Genomic DNA, 13,246 nt, shown 5'->3' with positions numbered 1-13,246 from the left:
GTGCTGATATAGGCGGTATACGCGGTATTGGCGCGTCGCGTCGCAAGTCTGGGTGCTACTCTCAAAAACCGGGTCGGCCTTTGCTCTGCAAGGGACCGCAGCCCGGTTTTTGACTTTTCGGAGAGACGCATGCGAACGCGAGTAGTACTGACCGATGAAGACGTGATCCGGGTAGCCGATGCAGCCGTTGCGCACGCCCGCGCGCATGAATGGAACGTGACGATCGCGATCGTCGACGATGGCGGCCATCTGCTGTATCTGCGCCGCCTCGACGGCGCGCCGCCCATCAGCGCCGAGATGGCCCCCGGCAAGGCGCGTACGGCCGCGCTCGGCCGTCGTGAGAGCAAGCTTTACGAAGAGGCGATCCGCCAGGGGCGCACGGCATTCCTGAGCGCGCCGCTTACGGCGATGCTGGAAGGCGGCGTGCCGATCGTCGTCAAGGGCGACGTGATTGGTGCGGTGGGGGTGTCGGGGGTGAAGTCCGAGCAGGACGCGGCGATTGCGCAAGCGGGCATCGCGGCGCTCGGTGCCGAATGAGGCTCGCGTGAGGCTCCAATGAGGCTCGAATGACCCACGGATTGGCTCGTGGATGGATGCGCGATGAGCCTTCCATTCACGAAAGGGTTTACGCGTAGGGGTAGGTCGTGGTTTAATCGCGCCTCGGTATCGCTGCTTCACACAAAACGCGAACCGCCGCTGCCTTCCCCATGCAGCACTGCCTGCAGGTCATGCCTGCTACGGCAAAAACAAAAGCCGCGGACTATGCCGCGGCTCTCGCCCAGGGCGGCTACGCTTCGCGCGCCGCTCCCGTAGATCCCGGTGAGAACAAAAAAATGGCTTGGCTTGCTATGACGGCCGGCTTGAAGCTTGAAGGATGTCTGCACGAAGGGGTCTAGTTCTCGCGTGCAAGCCGTCGTTGCTGGCTACTGCCCAACGCCTCTCGATGGAGGCGGTCCCCACAATACCCGGTACTAAAAACTCATTTGGTGAGAATCAGCTTGCCCAGCCGTGTGGCGCGCAGCTGATACGTCTCGCCGTTGTGCATGATGCTCACGTGGCTGCGGCCTTGCAGCAGGGCCGTGCTGTCCAGCGAGCGCTCGTTGCTTGCGGGCGTGCTGGCCGGTTCGGTGCTGGTGCGTGTGACGGCGGCGGTAGCGACAGCCTTCGGCGGGCGCGAGCTGGTCAACGCGGAGCCCGTGCGGCGCAGGCTAAGTGTTGCTGAGCGGTTGAGTTCGGTCATGAACGTGACGGTCTGTGTCTCGATTCGATGAATGAATTCTAAATGATAATTGTTCTTATTTTCAATTGCGATAATTTCATCGGAATCGCGCGGCGATAGCTTTATGCCCGATGAGGTCGCACGTCCCTGAAAAAACAACGCCCGGCGCGAGGCCGGGCGTTCTGACTGTCTGAGGGCCGTGCTTAGTGCAGCGGCGCTTCGGGCTCGCCCGGGCCTTGCACGTACTGTCGGATGAGGCGCACGGTGTCGATGTCCGACTCGCGGTAGGCCGACTTCACGATCTCCGAGGTCTGGCGTTCGTCTTCGGTATCGGCGGTGGGCAGCGTCGTGCGGTACTCGAAGCGCAGGAACAGCTGGGACGCGTCCGGTTGCTCGATCGTCATGGTGAGCGAGCCGCCCACGTATTCCGCGGTCGCGAGGATGTCGTAGCGCACGCTGTCGTTGGGGTTGAGCGTGACGCGGTCGCGCACCGTGGCGTGACCGTAGTGCAACTCGCGCTCGAGCGTGTCGCCTTCGCGCGTGAGGATCGTGCAGCTGTCGAGGCCCAGCACGAAAAGCTGCGGCTGTTCGGCGCGCAGCACGAGGCCTTCCCAGAGCTGCTCGCGCGTCATCGGCTGGACGAGCGGATTCGCCGGGTCGTTGATCTGGATGAGGTGTTCGAAATTCAAGGCAGCGGCTTCCTGTGTTGTCCGTCCGCGCTCACGCGGCGACGAGACCCGAACGAATGTGGATCGTGTTCGTAAGGACCTTGTGGACCGGGCAGGCATTCGCGATCTGCAAGAGACGCTCGCGTTGCTCGTCCGAAAGCGGACCTTCGAGCGCGATCTGCCGGTCGATCGTGGTGCCGTCGTTGCCGGTCTCCATCGTGAGCTTCACGCGCACGCCTTCGAGCGGCCACTCCTTGCGCTGCGCATACATCTTCAGCGTGATCGAGGTGCACGCACCCAGGCTCGAGAGCAGCAGCGAAAAGGGCGTCGGGCCCCGGTCGCCGCCGCCGAGCGAGGCCGGTTCGTCGGCGATCCATGTGTGGGTGCCGTCGTCGAACTGGACCTGATAGTTGGTCGAGCCAATGTGTGCGGTGACTGCGGTGTCGGCCATGCGCTCCTCGCGGACGGAACGGTTGAATGGGAACAAGCCGCGGCCGGAGCGAATTCCGGTGCGCGGCGTGCAAATCCTTATTGTGACAAAAAGCGGCGCGGGTTGCGGGGTCGTCTCGGCGCGCGCCCTGGCCGCCTAGTGAGAGATCCGTCCCATGCGTCCGGCCTGGTAGTCGAGCACGGCCTCGCGGATCTCCTGCTCGGTGTTCATTACGAACGGGCCGTAGCGCACGACCGGTTCGTTGAGCGGCAGGCCGCCGATCAGCAGCACTTCCACTGGCTCGGTCGCGTCGGCGGGCGCGGCGATCGTCACGGTCTCGCCGTTGCCGGCAAACGCCACCATCTGCTGCGCGCCAATCGCCTCGCCCTCGGCGCCGTACTGCGCCGTGCCCGCAAGCCCGTACGCGAACACATTCCACGCCTGCGGCACCGGCTGTTCCACCCGCGCGCCGGGCGCGAGCGTGAAGTGCAGATAGAGGATGGGCGTGCGCGTCTCGATGGCGGCCTTGGCGCCCAGCGACTCGCCGGCGATCACCTTGACGCTCGCCCGGCCATCCGCCGAACGTCCTTGCGGAATCTGCGCGTGCGGCATCTCCTGATAGCGCGGGGCGATCATCTTGTCCGTGGCCGGCAGGTTCACCCACAACTGCAAGCCGTGCATGAGGCCGCCCGTGCGCGTGAATTCGGGGTCGGGCATCTCGCTATGGATGACGCCGGCGCCGGCCGTCATCCACTGCACGTCGCCGGGGTTGAGCGTGCCCGAATGCCCCGCCGAATCCTTGTGGCCGAAGCGGCCCGCAAGCATGTACGTGACCGTCTCGAAGCCGCGATGCGGATGGTCGGGCGCGCCCTTGGCCGCGCCCGGCGCGTAATCGGTGGGGCCCATCTCGTCGAGCAGCAGGAACGGATCGAAATCCATCAACTGACGGGTAGGGAAGGGACGATGGACGACGAACCCACCGCCTTCGGTCGTGCGAACCGCGGGAAAGACGTGGGCGATCGAGCGGACGGCCGGCATGGATATCACCTCGAAAAAATGGGAATTGCGCGATATGCGAAACAAACCGCTATTATAGGTAGCCGATTTGGCCTGTTTGACCGCCTGATCGCAATGGATTGTCCCATCGCTGGAACGACGACATGAAAATCGATTCGCACAACCTCAACGACCTGATGTACTTTTCGCAGGTGGTCGAACACGGCGGATTCTCGGCGGCCGAGCGCGTGCTCGGCATTTCCAAGTCGCGGCTCTCGCGCCGCGTGAGCGAGCTGGAGGCGTCGCTCGGCGTGCGTCTGCTGCAGCGCTCCACGCGCAAGCTGGCGCTTACCGAGGCGGGCGAGCTGTTCTACCAGCACTGCCGCGCGATGCTCGCGGAAGCCCAGGCGGCGGTGAACGTTGTTCAGTCGCTGCGCTCCTCGCCGCGCGGCACGGTGCGGGTAAGCGTGCCGGTCACGCTCTCGCAGACCATCTTTTCGCAGATCATTCCCGAATTCATGCATCGCTTCCCCGAAGTGCGGGTGGTGATGCGCGTGACCAACCGCGTGATCGATCTGTTCGAGGATTCCGTCGATATCGCGCTGCGCGTGCGCTCGGAGCCGCCGCAGAACGCCAATATCGTCGTGCGGCCGCTCTGGCGCACGGAGCAGATGCTGGTGGGCGCGCCCAGCCTGCTCGCGCAGAATGCGCCGCCGCTCACGCCCGACGATCTTGCGCGCTTCGAAACGCTCGACACGCCCACGGGCGACGGCCGCCACGTCTTCCAGCTGATCGCGCCGGATGGCACACGCCATTCGCACGAACACGAGCCGCGCCTCATCAGCGCCGACCTCACGACGATCCGCGAAGCCGCGCTGCAAGGGCTTGGCATCGCCGCGATGCCCGAGATGATGTACGGCGCCGCGCTGCGCTCGGGCAAGCTCTCGCCGGTGATGCCGGGCTGGACCTTGCCGGTGCCGCAGCTCTACGCGGTTTTCCTCTCGCGTCAGGGCATGGTTCCGGCCGTGCGCGCGTTCGTCGATTACCTGGTGGAAGTGCTCGACGCGGACAAGAACCTGCACCAGGAATGTCCGCTCAGGAGCGACGTGGCTGCGTTGATGGCGAAGAATGGCGTCGAGGCGCAGCAGCCGGGCGCATCGATCGGTGCGCGGCGCGCGAAGCCGGCGAGCAATATCGAAACGGCTTGAGGCAGCGCGCCCCATTGCTTTGCGAACCTGCACACGCGTGCGCTTGTATGAAGGGTTGATGTGCGTTGGCCGCGTCTTTGCCTTTTGGCATTTAAGCGCCGCCGGCAATCGTTACTTTCAATGGCCAAAGTCTTGTAGCTGAGAGCAGAGAGGCATATATTGAAATCCCTCTCGCCAAGCACCGGTCTTGTGCGGGAATTGATGGCCGCTATCATAGTGAGCCTTCAGGGCTGAAAGCGCAGTCCGTGTCGATCACGGCGAGTCGCATGTGCCGATGTGAACCGAGCGATTGTCGGGGAGTGTCGCCACCGCCCGAATGCGCCAGCGTGCGCACGAAAAAAGGCCTTCATCTGGCGATGAAGGCCTTTTACTTTGTGTGCCGACTTTATTCGTCCTGCGAAACAATGCGCTGAAAAAGAAAACGCGCGGCGAAAGGGCCGCGCGTTTTTTCGTCCATCCGGTGCATCGAGAGCATGACGCTCCGTGCACCTTCAAACCATCACTTGTGCGCCGGATCGGTCACGAAGCCAAGCTTCGTGAGACCGCCGCTCTGCGCGGCCGACATCACCTGCGCCACCTTCTCGTACTGCACCTTGCGATCCGCGTTCAGATGCAGCTCCGGTTGCGGTTCCTGCTGCGCGGCCGTCGCGATCTTCGCCGTGAGCTGCTGGTCGTTCACGGCATCGCCGTCCCACAGCACCGTGCCATCCGCTTCGATCGAGATATTGATCTGCGCGGGCTTGGTGTCTTCCTTCTGGCTGCTCGCGTGCGGCAGGTCGATCTTCACGGCGTGACGGATCACGGGGATCGTCACCATGAAAACGATCAGGAGAACCAACATGACGTCGACGAGCGGCGTCATGTTGATTTCGTTCATGAGGCCATCGTCATCGTCGCTGGCAAAAGGGCTCATCGCCATGTTGCTTGCCTCCGCGGATTATTGGGTACGTGCGGCGACGCGCAGGTTGCCGTTGTTGCTGCCCTTGGCCGTCGACGACAGGCGTGCGCCGGTCACGAAGAAGGCGTGCAGACCGTGCGCGAAGCGGTTGAGCTTCGTGACGATCGCCTTGTTGGCGCGCGTGAGTGCGTTGTAGCCGAGCACCGCCGGAATCGCGACGAACAGGCCGAAGGCCGTCATGATCAGCGCTTCGCCGACCGGACCCGCGACTGCGTCGATCGAGGTCTGGCCCGATGCGCCGATCGAGAGCAGGGCGTGATAGATGCCCCACACCGTACCGAACAGGCCGACGAACGGCGCCGTGCTGCCGATCGAGGCGAGGATCGCGAGACCCGACTGCATCTTCGCGACGGACTCGTCCATCGTGTCCTTCAGGCAGCGCGTGACCCAGTCCGACACGTCCATGCGGTCGTGCAGATGCGGCTGCGTCTGATGATGGTGATCGGCGGCTTCCTGGCCCGAGAGGGCGAGGGCGAGGAACGGATTGTCGTCGCGCGTGCCGCTACCGAGCTTCTTCACGCCATCGGCGAGATCGTCCGAATGCCAGAACTGTTGTTCGGCATTCTTCGTCTGGCGCTTGAGGCGCGCAACGTTCCAGCCCTTAACGACGATCACGCACCACGACAGCACCGACATGATGAACAGTGCGAGCGCGATGCCGCGCGTCACGAAATCCCCTTGCGCCCAGACGTGGGCGATACCGTAGTTCTGCATGCTTTTTCCTTTAATTCAATTCATCAAAACAGTGTGATTCTCATTCAGGCTCACCGCCTTGCCAGTGCGCCCAAAACCTGTGCGACTCAATCGTGCAGGCTGAAATCGAACGGTTGCGTGTAAGCGGCGCGCACCGGCTGACCGTCCTCCAGGTACGGCTTGCAGGAACTGCTGCGCATCGCGTCCATCGCGGCGTCGTCGAGACGGCTGTAGCCGCTGGACTTTCTGAGCTCGATGTTTTCGATCTTGCCCGTGAGGCCCACCACGAAATGCACGAGCGCCGTGCCGGTCTCGCCGCGGCGCTTCGAGAGCGTCGGGTAATCCGGCTCGACGATGCGGCAGTCGAGGTGCGAAACGTTCTTCGGCGCGCTCAGCGCCATTACCGGTTTGGCCGGCGCGGGGGCTGCGGCTTGCGGCGGAGCGGGCGGGGTGGGCGCGGGCGGCGCCGGATCGGCGGGCGCGGGCGTCTCGATCGCATGCTGCGAGGGCGCGGCGGCCACGGGCAGCGGCGGCGTGGGCGTCGGCTTTTGTTTGGGCTGGGGTCTCGGCTTTTCGCGCTTGATCGGCACCGGCTTGGGCGGCGGCGGCGTGGGCGTGGACTGGATCGCAGCCGGCGCGGCGACCGGGTCCGGCTTGAGCAACTCGGCCGTAATGGCGTGCGATTCGAGGGCGATGGGCGCGGCGTCGCGCTTCGTGAGCACGACCGCGATGAGCGCGGCGTGCAGCGCGAGCACGATCGCGGTCGCCGTCACGACACGTCGATTCGTGCGGAAGGCGGGCAGCGTCAGCGCGTGGGCGGTGGTTTGGGAAGCCTGCATATTAGCGTGGCCGCCCTGCAAACGACGGCGCACAAGGCAGACAACGCGTCGCTACGGGCAGCTTTATGGGCGAAAGATCAACAGCGAAATGCACACGGTGGTCACGAATCCGATCAGCAGTTCCATCCCGTCCTCCAGAAAAGGGTGCGAGCGGTAGCTGGCTGGTCGTGAAACTGGCTTGCTGTCGGCGATAAAGCGCTCGGGTCTTCGAGCGTTTGGGCAGCGCGCGCATCAGCAGGGATGAAACGCGCGCCACGACAAATCAGGCAGCCTTGCGCTCGTAGAACGTCAGGGGTACCACATGCGGCACAGCCACAACCGGATGCGCGTGGTGATGCGTCACGCCACAGCGGGTTGCACACACTCCACTCTGCGCCATCACGTCGCGCACGGATTCCTCGCACTTGCCGCAGCAGGTCGCCACGCCGAGTTCGAATTGCAACTCGTCGAAAGAGTCCATGCCTTCCGCGATGGAGGCACGGATCGTCCGGTCGGAGACGGACTTGCACACGCAGACAATCATGATGGAGCGCAATAGAGAGAGTTAATGCGAATTATTATCATTATGTTTGGCCGGTTTGGCAAGCGTGCAGACAGAATTTTTGTAACAAAACCGGATGCTTAGCAGGGATTTTGCTCTGGATCAGAGCGGCGAGCGCCCAGCGAAACGGGCGTCAGATGGGGCGGGATACGGCGGGAGCGCCGAAAGACGGGCGTAAGAATGGGGTCGGAGTGAGCGGCCCGCGCGTTTTTTGGTTTACGCGTTCAGGCGGCGTTGCCTTCGAGTTCGCGGGTGCGGCGCGAGGGAATTTGCACGCATTCGACCGGCGCTTCGATGCCGAGCAGCGCTGCAGCGAGCGCGCGAAGGTGCGCGCCATCACTGGTCGAGCAGAAACGTGCGCGCGGGTTGGCGGCGGGTTCGGTGGATTCGCCATCCGCCGCCGTGGCGCGCAGACCATGCTGGTCGAGCACGCGTTCGAGCTGGCGGGCAATCGCGATACTGGTATCCACGAGCGTCATGCGTTCGCCGACGATCGAACGGATCGCGGTGTCCAGAAAAGGGTAGTGCGTGCAACCGAGCACCAGCGTATCCGCGCCGGCATCGAGCATGGGCTGCACGTAGCCGCGCAGCAGCGCGACGAGTTCAGGCGAGCCGATATCGCAGCGCTCAACCGCCTCCACGAGCCCGTGGCCGGGCTGGCACAGCACGCGCAGGTCATCGGCGTGGCGCGCGACGAGCGCCTGAAAACGGGCGCTGCGCAGCGTCACCTGGGTGGCGAGCACGCCCGCCACGCGCGACTTCGAAAGCTGCGCCGCCGGCTTCACGCCCGGCTCCACGCCCACGAGCGGAATCGACAGGCGCGCGCGCACGAACTCGATCGACTGCGCCGTCGCCGTATTGCAGGCCACCACGAGCGCCTTGGCGCCTTGCGCCACGAGCCACTCGCCGATCGCGAGCGTGCGGTCGGCGATGAAGTCGTCATCACGCTGGCCATACGGCGCATAGCGCGAATCGGCCACATAGACGAGCTGCTCGGCGGGCAATTGCGCGCGCACGGCGCGCAGCACCGAGAGGCCGCCCAGGCCGGAATCGAAGATGCCGATGGGCGCGGCGCAGTGGGGAGCCGGAAGGTTCACGTGAGTCGGGAAGCGGGAGAGAGGACTTCTATGCTGCTATTCAGGGCCGCACCCGCAGATGCGCGGGGCGCGGCCCGACCTGCGAGCAGGTTCAGACCGGAATCAGGATTCTACCGAACCCATCATGGTCTGCTGGTAATTCTGGATGCCAACCTTGTCGATGAGGTCGATTTGCGTTTCGAGCCAGTCGATGTGCTCTTCGGTGTCGTCGAGAATCTTCGTGAAGATTTCGCGCGAGATGAAATCACGCACCGACTCGCAATAAGCGATGGCTTCCTTGCAGGTGCCCTGCGAGATGTACTCGAGCTTCAGATCGCATTCGAGCACTTCCTTGGTTTCCTCGCCGATCAGCAGCTTGTGCAGATCTTGCAGATTGGGCAGACCGTCGAGCATGAAAATGCGTTCGATGAGCCAGTCGGCGTGGCGCATTTCGCCGATCGACTCGTCATATTCGTGCTTGCCGAGCTTTTCCAGGCCCCAGTGCTTGTACATGCGGGCATGCAGGAAGTACTGGTTAATCGCGGTCAGCTCGTTCTTGAGTTGTGCGTTCAGAAATTCGATGACTTTCTTGTCGCCTTGCATAATTTTTTCCTTGCTTGTGGGGGGCGGGCAGGTTTTAACACAGTTTCCAACAATAAACGCTCAAAACACAAAAGCCAAGACCGAATCTGCGTAGAAACCCGGCAAAATCAGCCATTTGCTGCGTTCTGAGAATTAATCTCAGTACGTTTCGCGTTACCCAAAGAAAAACCGGGGCGCGGGGCCCCGGTTTTTTATATCGGCGATACAACTACTGGCCGATTATCTCGCATCTCGCGAATATCACGCAGTTAGATCAAGCGGTTGCGACCGGAATCTTGCCGATCTTTGCCTGCCATTCGGCGGGGCCGGTCTTGTGGACCGAGGTGCCCGACGAATCGACCGCGACCGTCACCGGCATGTCCTGGACGTCGAACTCGTAGATGGCTTCCATGCCGAGGTCTTCGAACGCCACGACCTTCGAGCCGCGGATCGCCTTCGACACGAGGTAGGCAGCGCCGCCCACGGCCATCAGGTATGCAGCCTTGTGCTTCTGGATCGCCTCGATCGCAACCGGACCGCGCTCGGCCTTGCCCACCATCGAAATGAGGCCCGTTTGCGAGAGCATCAGTTCGGTGAACTTGTCCATGCGCGTGGCGGTGGTGGGGCCTGCCGGGCCGACCACTTCGTCGCGCACCGGATCGACCGGGCCAACGTAGTAAATCACGCGGTTCTTGAAGTCCACCGGCAGCTTCTCGCCCTTGGCGAGCATGTCGGCGATGCGCTTGTGCGCGGCGTCGCGGCCCGTGAGCATCTTGCCCGAGAGCAGCAGCGTCTGGCCCGGCTTCCACGAAGCGACTTCTTCCGGCGTGAGCGTGTTCAGATCGACGCGCTTGCTGGTTTCCGTGTTCGGTTCCCAGTTGACCTTCGGCCATGCGTCGAGCGAGGGCGCTTCGAGCTTCGCCGGGCCCGAGCCGTCCAGCACGAAGTGTGCGTGGCGCGTGGCGGCGCAGTTCGGGATCATCGCGACCGGCTTCGACGCGGCGTGCGTGGGAGCGGCGTGAATCTTCACGTCGAGCACGGTGGCGAGGCCGCCCAGACCCTGCGCGCCGATACCGAGCGCATTGACCTTCTCGTGCAGCTCGACGCGCATCTCTTCGATCCAGTCCTTCGGACCGCGCTTGATGATGTCCTGGATGTCGATGGATTCCATCAACGATTCCTTCGCCATCAGCATCGCCTTTTCAGCGGTGCCGCCGATGCCGATACCGAGCATGCCCGGCGGGCACCAGCCTGCGCCCATCGTCGGCACGGTCTTGAGCACCCAGTCGACGATCGAGTCGGACGGGTTCAGCATGACGAACTTCGACTTGTTTTCCGAGCCGCCGCCCTTGGCTGCGACCTGAACGTCGACCTTGTCGCCCGGCACGATCTCGTAGTGGATCACGGCCGGCGTGTTGTCCTTGGTGTTCTTGCGGCCGCCTTCGGGCGGCGAAACGATCGACGCGCGCAGGACGTTGTCCGGGTTCAGGTAACCGCGGCGCACGCCTTCGTTGATCATGTCGGTGACGCCCATCGTCGCGCCGTCCCAACGCACATCCATGCCGACCTTCACGAAGATCGTCACGATGCCCGTGTCCTGGCAGATCGGGCGGCGGCCTTCGGCGCACATGCGGCTGTTGGTCAGGATCTGCGCGATCGCGTCCTTCGCGGCCGGGCTTTCTTCCAGCTCATAGGCGCGGCCAAGCGCTTCGATGTAGTCCTGCGGATGGTAGTAGCTGATGTACTGGAGCGAATCCGCAACGCTCTGGATCAGGTCTTCCTGCTTGATGACGGTCATGGCTAGCTTCTATGGGGACGGGTTGATTCGAATCGTGGAATTTTTTTATTCTGACCAGGCGCCGGATTTACTCCGGCGTCGCCACGTCGCGCACGGGCACCGGATGGCGCGCGGCGAGATCGTGATAGTGCTCGGGATGCGTATGGGTGGTGAGGCGGTCGATCCAGGCCATCACCAGCGCGGAGAACAGGAACGCAACGTGAATGGCCACTTGCCAGATCACGGTGCGCTCGGAGACTGCGTCCGGGTTGATGAAGGTTTTCAGCAGATGAATCGACGAAATGCTGATCAGCGCCATCGCGAGCTTCACCTTCAGCACGCCGGCGTTCACGTGATCGAGCCATTCGGGCTCGTCGGGATGGCCTTCCAGGCCCATGCGCGAAACGAAAGTCTCGTAGCCGCCCACGATCACCATGATGAGCAGGTTCGAGATCATCACCACGTCGATCAGGCCCAGCACGGCGAGCATGATGCTCGTCTCGTCGAGCGACATCGCGTGGGTGACGAGGTGCCAGACTTCCTTGAGGAACAGCACGCAATAGACGGTTTGCCCGACGATCAGCCCCAGGTACAGCGGCACCTGGAGCCAGCGGCTCATGAAAATGATGCTGGGCAGCAGCCCCATGCGACGGCGGGGCGAGGCGGCAGACGGCGGCTGTGGGCGTGCGGCGGACATGGGCGTTTCACGTAGGGCGAAAATCGGGCGGGGTCCGAGTGGCGTCGCGCGCGCCGCGCCGAGTCTCCCAGGTTACAGAAGGCTCGCGCCGTTCGCGCCGCGGCGCCGCAGGGGCCGGGCGGGCGCTATTGTAACGCGTCGCCGCGACACTTCGCCGCGATACCGGCAGCGAGTCTTTCAGGGTCATTACGTCGCGGCCCTGATGGATGTCACGAAGCAACGGGTGGCAGCCGCTTCGTTTTGAGGCTCGCGAGCGCGATGCCCGCGATTACACAGGCAAGCGCGATGCCATGTGCCGGCGTGGGTCGTTCGCCGAGCACCGCGATGCCGTAGAGCGCTGCGGCCACCGGCAGCACGGCCGTGAAGACGCCGGCAATGCTGCCCGGCACGTGACGAATGCCCATCATCCACAGCACGAACGAGAACACGCTGGCCGAGAGTCCATACCAGAGCACGAGCCCCCAGACGCCAACGGGCACGCTCGCGTAGTCGAACGAGAACGCGCCAGGCAGGCCCACCGGCAGCATCAGCAGAAAACCGAACACATGCGTATAGGCGCAGATTTCGAGCGGCGCGAGCGTCTGGGTGAGACGTCGCGAGAGGATCACATAGAGCGATTCGCAGCACACCGCGCCCAGCACCATCAGATTGCCGGTGAACGAACCGGGGTTGGCCGGGCCCGCATCGGCGTGAGCGAGATTGATGACGGCGATGCCCGCGATGGCCAGCGCGATCGACGCGAACGCGCGCGCGTCGGGACGCTCGCGCAGGAAGACCCACGAGAACAGCGCGACCACGGCCGGAATCGTGCTCGTAATGACGCCCGCGGCCACGGCGCTCGTGCGATGCACACCGCCGAGCATCAGCAGCGTAAACCCGAATGTACCGAAGAGCGCCTGAAGGAAGAGATTGATCCACTCGCCGCGCTTTACCCGGCGCATGCGGGCGATGCGCAGCAGGGGCCAGAGCACCGCGAGCGCAATCACGAAGCGCAGCAGGGCGAATAGCTCAACGGGCAAAAACGCAACGATCGTTTTGCCGATGCCGACATTGCTGCCCACGAGCAGCATGGCGGCGACGAGAAAAAGTGAATGGCGGTTCAAGCTGGAATCCGGACGCTCAGATCAGTTAGCATTCTAAATGGCCGCTTAAGAGGTCGCCATAGCGGGACTATCGCGGAACGGCCCGCCGCGTAAGTAGCGGGTAAGTTGCTACGCTTAATCTTGAACGCATGGACACGCGCGCGGGTCCATGTGAACCGCAGCAAAGAAAGCGCCGCACGCGTACAAGCCAGGATCCAGGCAGTACGCGGCGGCATACAGGAGACGGCGCGCGCAGGCATCGACGATGCTGCGCGCGCCCACGAGTTTGACGTTTCATCTTCACCAAGGGGTTGTCGATGTCTGCGATTGAATCGGTTCTTCAGGAACATCGTGTGTTTGCGCCGTCCGCGCAAACGGTGGCAAACGCGACGGTGTCCGGCATGGACGCTTACAAGGCGCTCGTCGCCGAAGCCGAAGGCGACTACGAAGGCTTCTGGGCGCGTCTCGCACGCGAAACAC

General features: G+C 63.5%; 15 protein-coding genes. 2 read left to right on the top strand and 13 right to left on the bottom strand.

Going from position 1 to position 13,246, the window contains the following annotated elements:
• Positions 1 to 129 precede the first annotated feature (129 nt).
• Positions 130 to 537, top strand: a complete 408-nt coding sequence (locus U5782_RS22610) for a GlcG/HbpS family heme-binding protein (RefSeq protein ID WP_322046121.1) — start codon at positions 130 to 132, stop codon at positions 535 to 537.
• Between the two features lie 442 nt (positions 538 to 979).
• Here the strand turns inward: U5782_RS22610 and hemP are convergent, their stop codons facing one another.
• From hemP to U5782_RS22590, 4 genes are all read right to left on the bottom strand, one after another.
• Positions 980 to 1,240, bottom strand: a complete 261-nt coding sequence (hemP, locus tag U5782_RS22605; protein WP_322046120.1) for a hemin uptake protein HemP — start codon at positions 1,238 to 1,240, stop codon at positions 980 to 982.
• Between the two features lie 182 nt (positions 1,241 to 1,422).
• On the bottom strand, positions 1,423 to 1,908 hold the full coding sequence (locus U5782_RS22600) for an SRPBCC family protein (RefSeq protein WP_322046119.1): 486 nt from the start codon (positions 1,906 to 1,908) through the stop codon (positions 1,423 to 1,425).
• 31 nt (positions 1,909 to 1,939) lie between these two features.
• On the bottom strand, positions 1,940 to 2,338 hold the full coding sequence (locus tag U5782_RS22595) for an OsmC family protein (RefSeq protein WP_322046118.1): 399 nt from the start codon (positions 2,336 to 2,338) through the stop codon (positions 1,940 to 1,942).
• A 135-nt stretch (positions 2,339 to 2,473) separates the two neighbouring features.
• Positions 2,474 to 3,355 carry a pirin family protein gene (locus tag U5782_RS22590; RefSeq protein ID WP_322046117.1) on the bottom strand — a complete coding sequence of 294 codons (882 nt, stop codon included), beginning with the start codon at positions 3,353 to 3,355 and terminating at the stop codon, positions 2,474 to 2,476.
• Positions 3,356 to 3,477: 122 nt separating this feature from the next.
• Between U5782_RS22590 and U5782_RS22585 the strand changes: the two genes are divergently transcribed.
• The gene (locus U5782_RS22585; protein WP_322046116.1) at positions 3,478 to 4,521 is read left to right on the top strand and encodes a LysR family transcriptional regulator; all 1,044 of its coding nucleotides are present in this window, start codon (positions 3,478 to 3,480) and stop codon (positions 4,519 to 4,521) included.
• Between the two features lie 499 nt (positions 4,522 to 5,020).
• On the opposite strand, the gene U5782_RS22580 is transcribed toward U5782_RS22585, so the two are convergent.
• From U5782_RS22580 to U5782_RS22540, 9 genes are all read right to left on the bottom strand, one after another.
• Positions 5,021 to 5,440, bottom strand: a complete 420-nt coding sequence (locus U5782_RS22580) for a biopolymer transporter ExbD (RefSeq protein WP_322046115.1) — start codon at positions 5,438 to 5,440, stop codon at positions 5,021 to 5,023.
• A gap of 18 nt (positions 5,441 to 5,458) precedes the next feature.
• Complete coding sequence (locus U5782_RS22575) at positions 5,459 to 6,193, bottom strand: MotA/TolQ/ExbB proton channel family protein (RefSeq protein ID WP_322046114.1); 735 nt, start codon at positions 6,191 to 6,193, stop codon at positions 5,459 to 5,461.
• Between the two features lie 86 nt (positions 6,194 to 6,279).
• A complete protein-coding gene (locus U5782_RS22570; RefSeq protein WP_322046113.1) occupies positions 6,280 to 7,011 on the bottom strand; it encodes an energy transducer TonB in 732 nt (243 codons plus the stop codon).
• Between the two features lie 262 nt (positions 7,012 to 7,273).
• Positions 7,274 to 7,534 carry a bacterioferritin-associated ferredoxin gene (locus U5782_RS22565; protein WP_322046112.1) on the bottom strand — a complete coding sequence of 87 codons (261 nt, stop codon included), beginning with the start codon at positions 7,532 to 7,534 and terminating at the stop codon, positions 7,274 to 7,276.
• 242 nt (positions 7,535 to 7,776) lie between these two features.
• On the bottom strand, positions 7,777 to 8,649 hold the full coding sequence (gene murI / locus U5782_RS22560) for a glutamate racemase (RefSeq protein WP_322046111.1): 873 nt from the start codon (positions 8,647 to 8,649) through the stop codon (positions 7,777 to 7,779).
• Between the two features lie 102 nt (positions 8,650 to 8,751).
• Complete coding sequence (bfr, locus tag U5782_RS22555) at positions 8,752 to 9,231, bottom strand: bacterioferritin (RefSeq protein WP_322046110.1); 480 nt, start codon at positions 9,229 to 9,231, stop codon at positions 8,752 to 8,754.
• Between the two features lie 253 nt (positions 9,232 to 9,484).
• A complete protein-coding gene (locus U5782_RS22550; RefSeq protein ID WP_322046109.1) occupies positions 9,485 to 11,008 on the bottom strand; it encodes a fumarate hydratase in 1,524 nt (507 codons plus the stop codon).
• 67 nt (positions 11,009 to 11,075) lie between these two features.
• Positions 11,076 to 11,684 carry a TIGR00645 family protein gene (locus U5782_RS22545; protein WP_322046108.1) on the bottom strand — a complete coding sequence of 203 codons (609 nt, stop codon included), beginning with the start codon at positions 11,682 to 11,684 and terminating at the stop codon, positions 11,076 to 11,078.
• A gap of 209 nt (positions 11,685 to 11,893) precedes the next feature.
• The gene (locus U5782_RS22540) at positions 11,894 to 12,787 is read right to left on the bottom strand and encodes a DMT family transporter (RefSeq protein WP_322046107.1); all 894 of its coding nucleotides are present in this window, start codon (positions 12,785 to 12,787) and stop codon (positions 11,894 to 11,896) included.
• Positions 12,788 to 13,246: the final 459 nt, after the last annotated feature.

This window comes from Paraburkholderia sp. J67, from assembly GCF_905220265.1.
Taxonomy (GTDB): domain Bacteria; phylum Pseudomonadota; class Gammaproteobacteria; order Burkholderiales; family Burkholderiaceae; genus Paraburkholderia.
Note: the sequence above shows the minus strand (reverse complement) of the source record. Positions and strands in the feature narration are given on the sequence as shown.

What these genes read in the sequence shown, in the direction of transcription:
- U5782_RS22610 (WP_322046121.1), top strand. Translation starts at nt 130, where the DNA reads ATGCGAACGCGAGTAGTACTGACCGATGAAGACGTGATCCGGGTAGCC.
- U5782_RS22565 (WP_322046112.1), bottom strand. Translation starts at nt 7,534, where the DNA reads ATGATTGTCTGCGTGTGCAAGTCCGTCTCCGACCGGACGATCCGTGCC.
- U5782_RS22570 (WP_322046113.1), bottom strand. Translation starts at nt 7,011, where the DNA reads ATGCAGGCTTCCCAAACCACCGCCCACGCGCTGACGCTGCCCGCCTTC.
- U5782_RS22575 (WP_322046114.1), bottom strand. Translation starts at nt 6,193, where the DNA reads ATGCAGAACTACGGTATCGCCCACGTCTGGGCGCAAGGGGATTTCGTG.
- U5782_RS22585 (WP_322046116.1), top strand. Translation starts at nt 3,478, where the DNA reads ATGAAAATCGATTCGCACAACCTCAACGACCTGATGTACTTTTCGCAG.
- bfr (WP_322046110.1), bottom strand. Translation starts at nt 9,231, where the DNA reads ATGCAAGGCGACAAGAAAGTCATCGAATTTCTGAACGCACAACTCAAG.
- U5782_RS22580 (WP_322046115.1), bottom strand. Translation starts at nt 5,440, where the DNA reads ATGGCGATGAGCCCTTTTGCCAGCGACGATGACGATGGCCTCATGAAC.
- U5782_RS22595 (WP_322046118.1), bottom strand. Translation starts at nt 2,338, where the DNA reads ATGGCCGACACCGCAGTCACCGCACACATTGGCTCGACCAACTATCAG.
- U5782_RS22550 (WP_322046109.1), bottom strand. Translation starts at nt 11,008, where the DNA reads ATGACCGTCATCAAGCAGGAAGACCTGATCCAGAGCGTTGCGGATTCG.
- hemP (WP_322046120.1), bottom strand. Translation starts at nt 1,240, where the DNA reads ATGACCGAACTCAACCGCTCAGCAACACTTAGCCTGCGCCGCACGGGC.
- U5782_RS22545 (WP_322046108.1), bottom strand. Translation starts at nt 11,684, where the DNA reads ATGTCCGCCGCACGCCCACAGCCGCCGTCTGCCGCCTCGCCCCGCCGT.
- U5782_RS22590 (WP_322046117.1), bottom strand. Translation starts at nt 3,355, where the DNA reads ATGCCGGCCGTCCGCTCGATCGCCCACGTCTTTCCCGCGGTTCGCACG.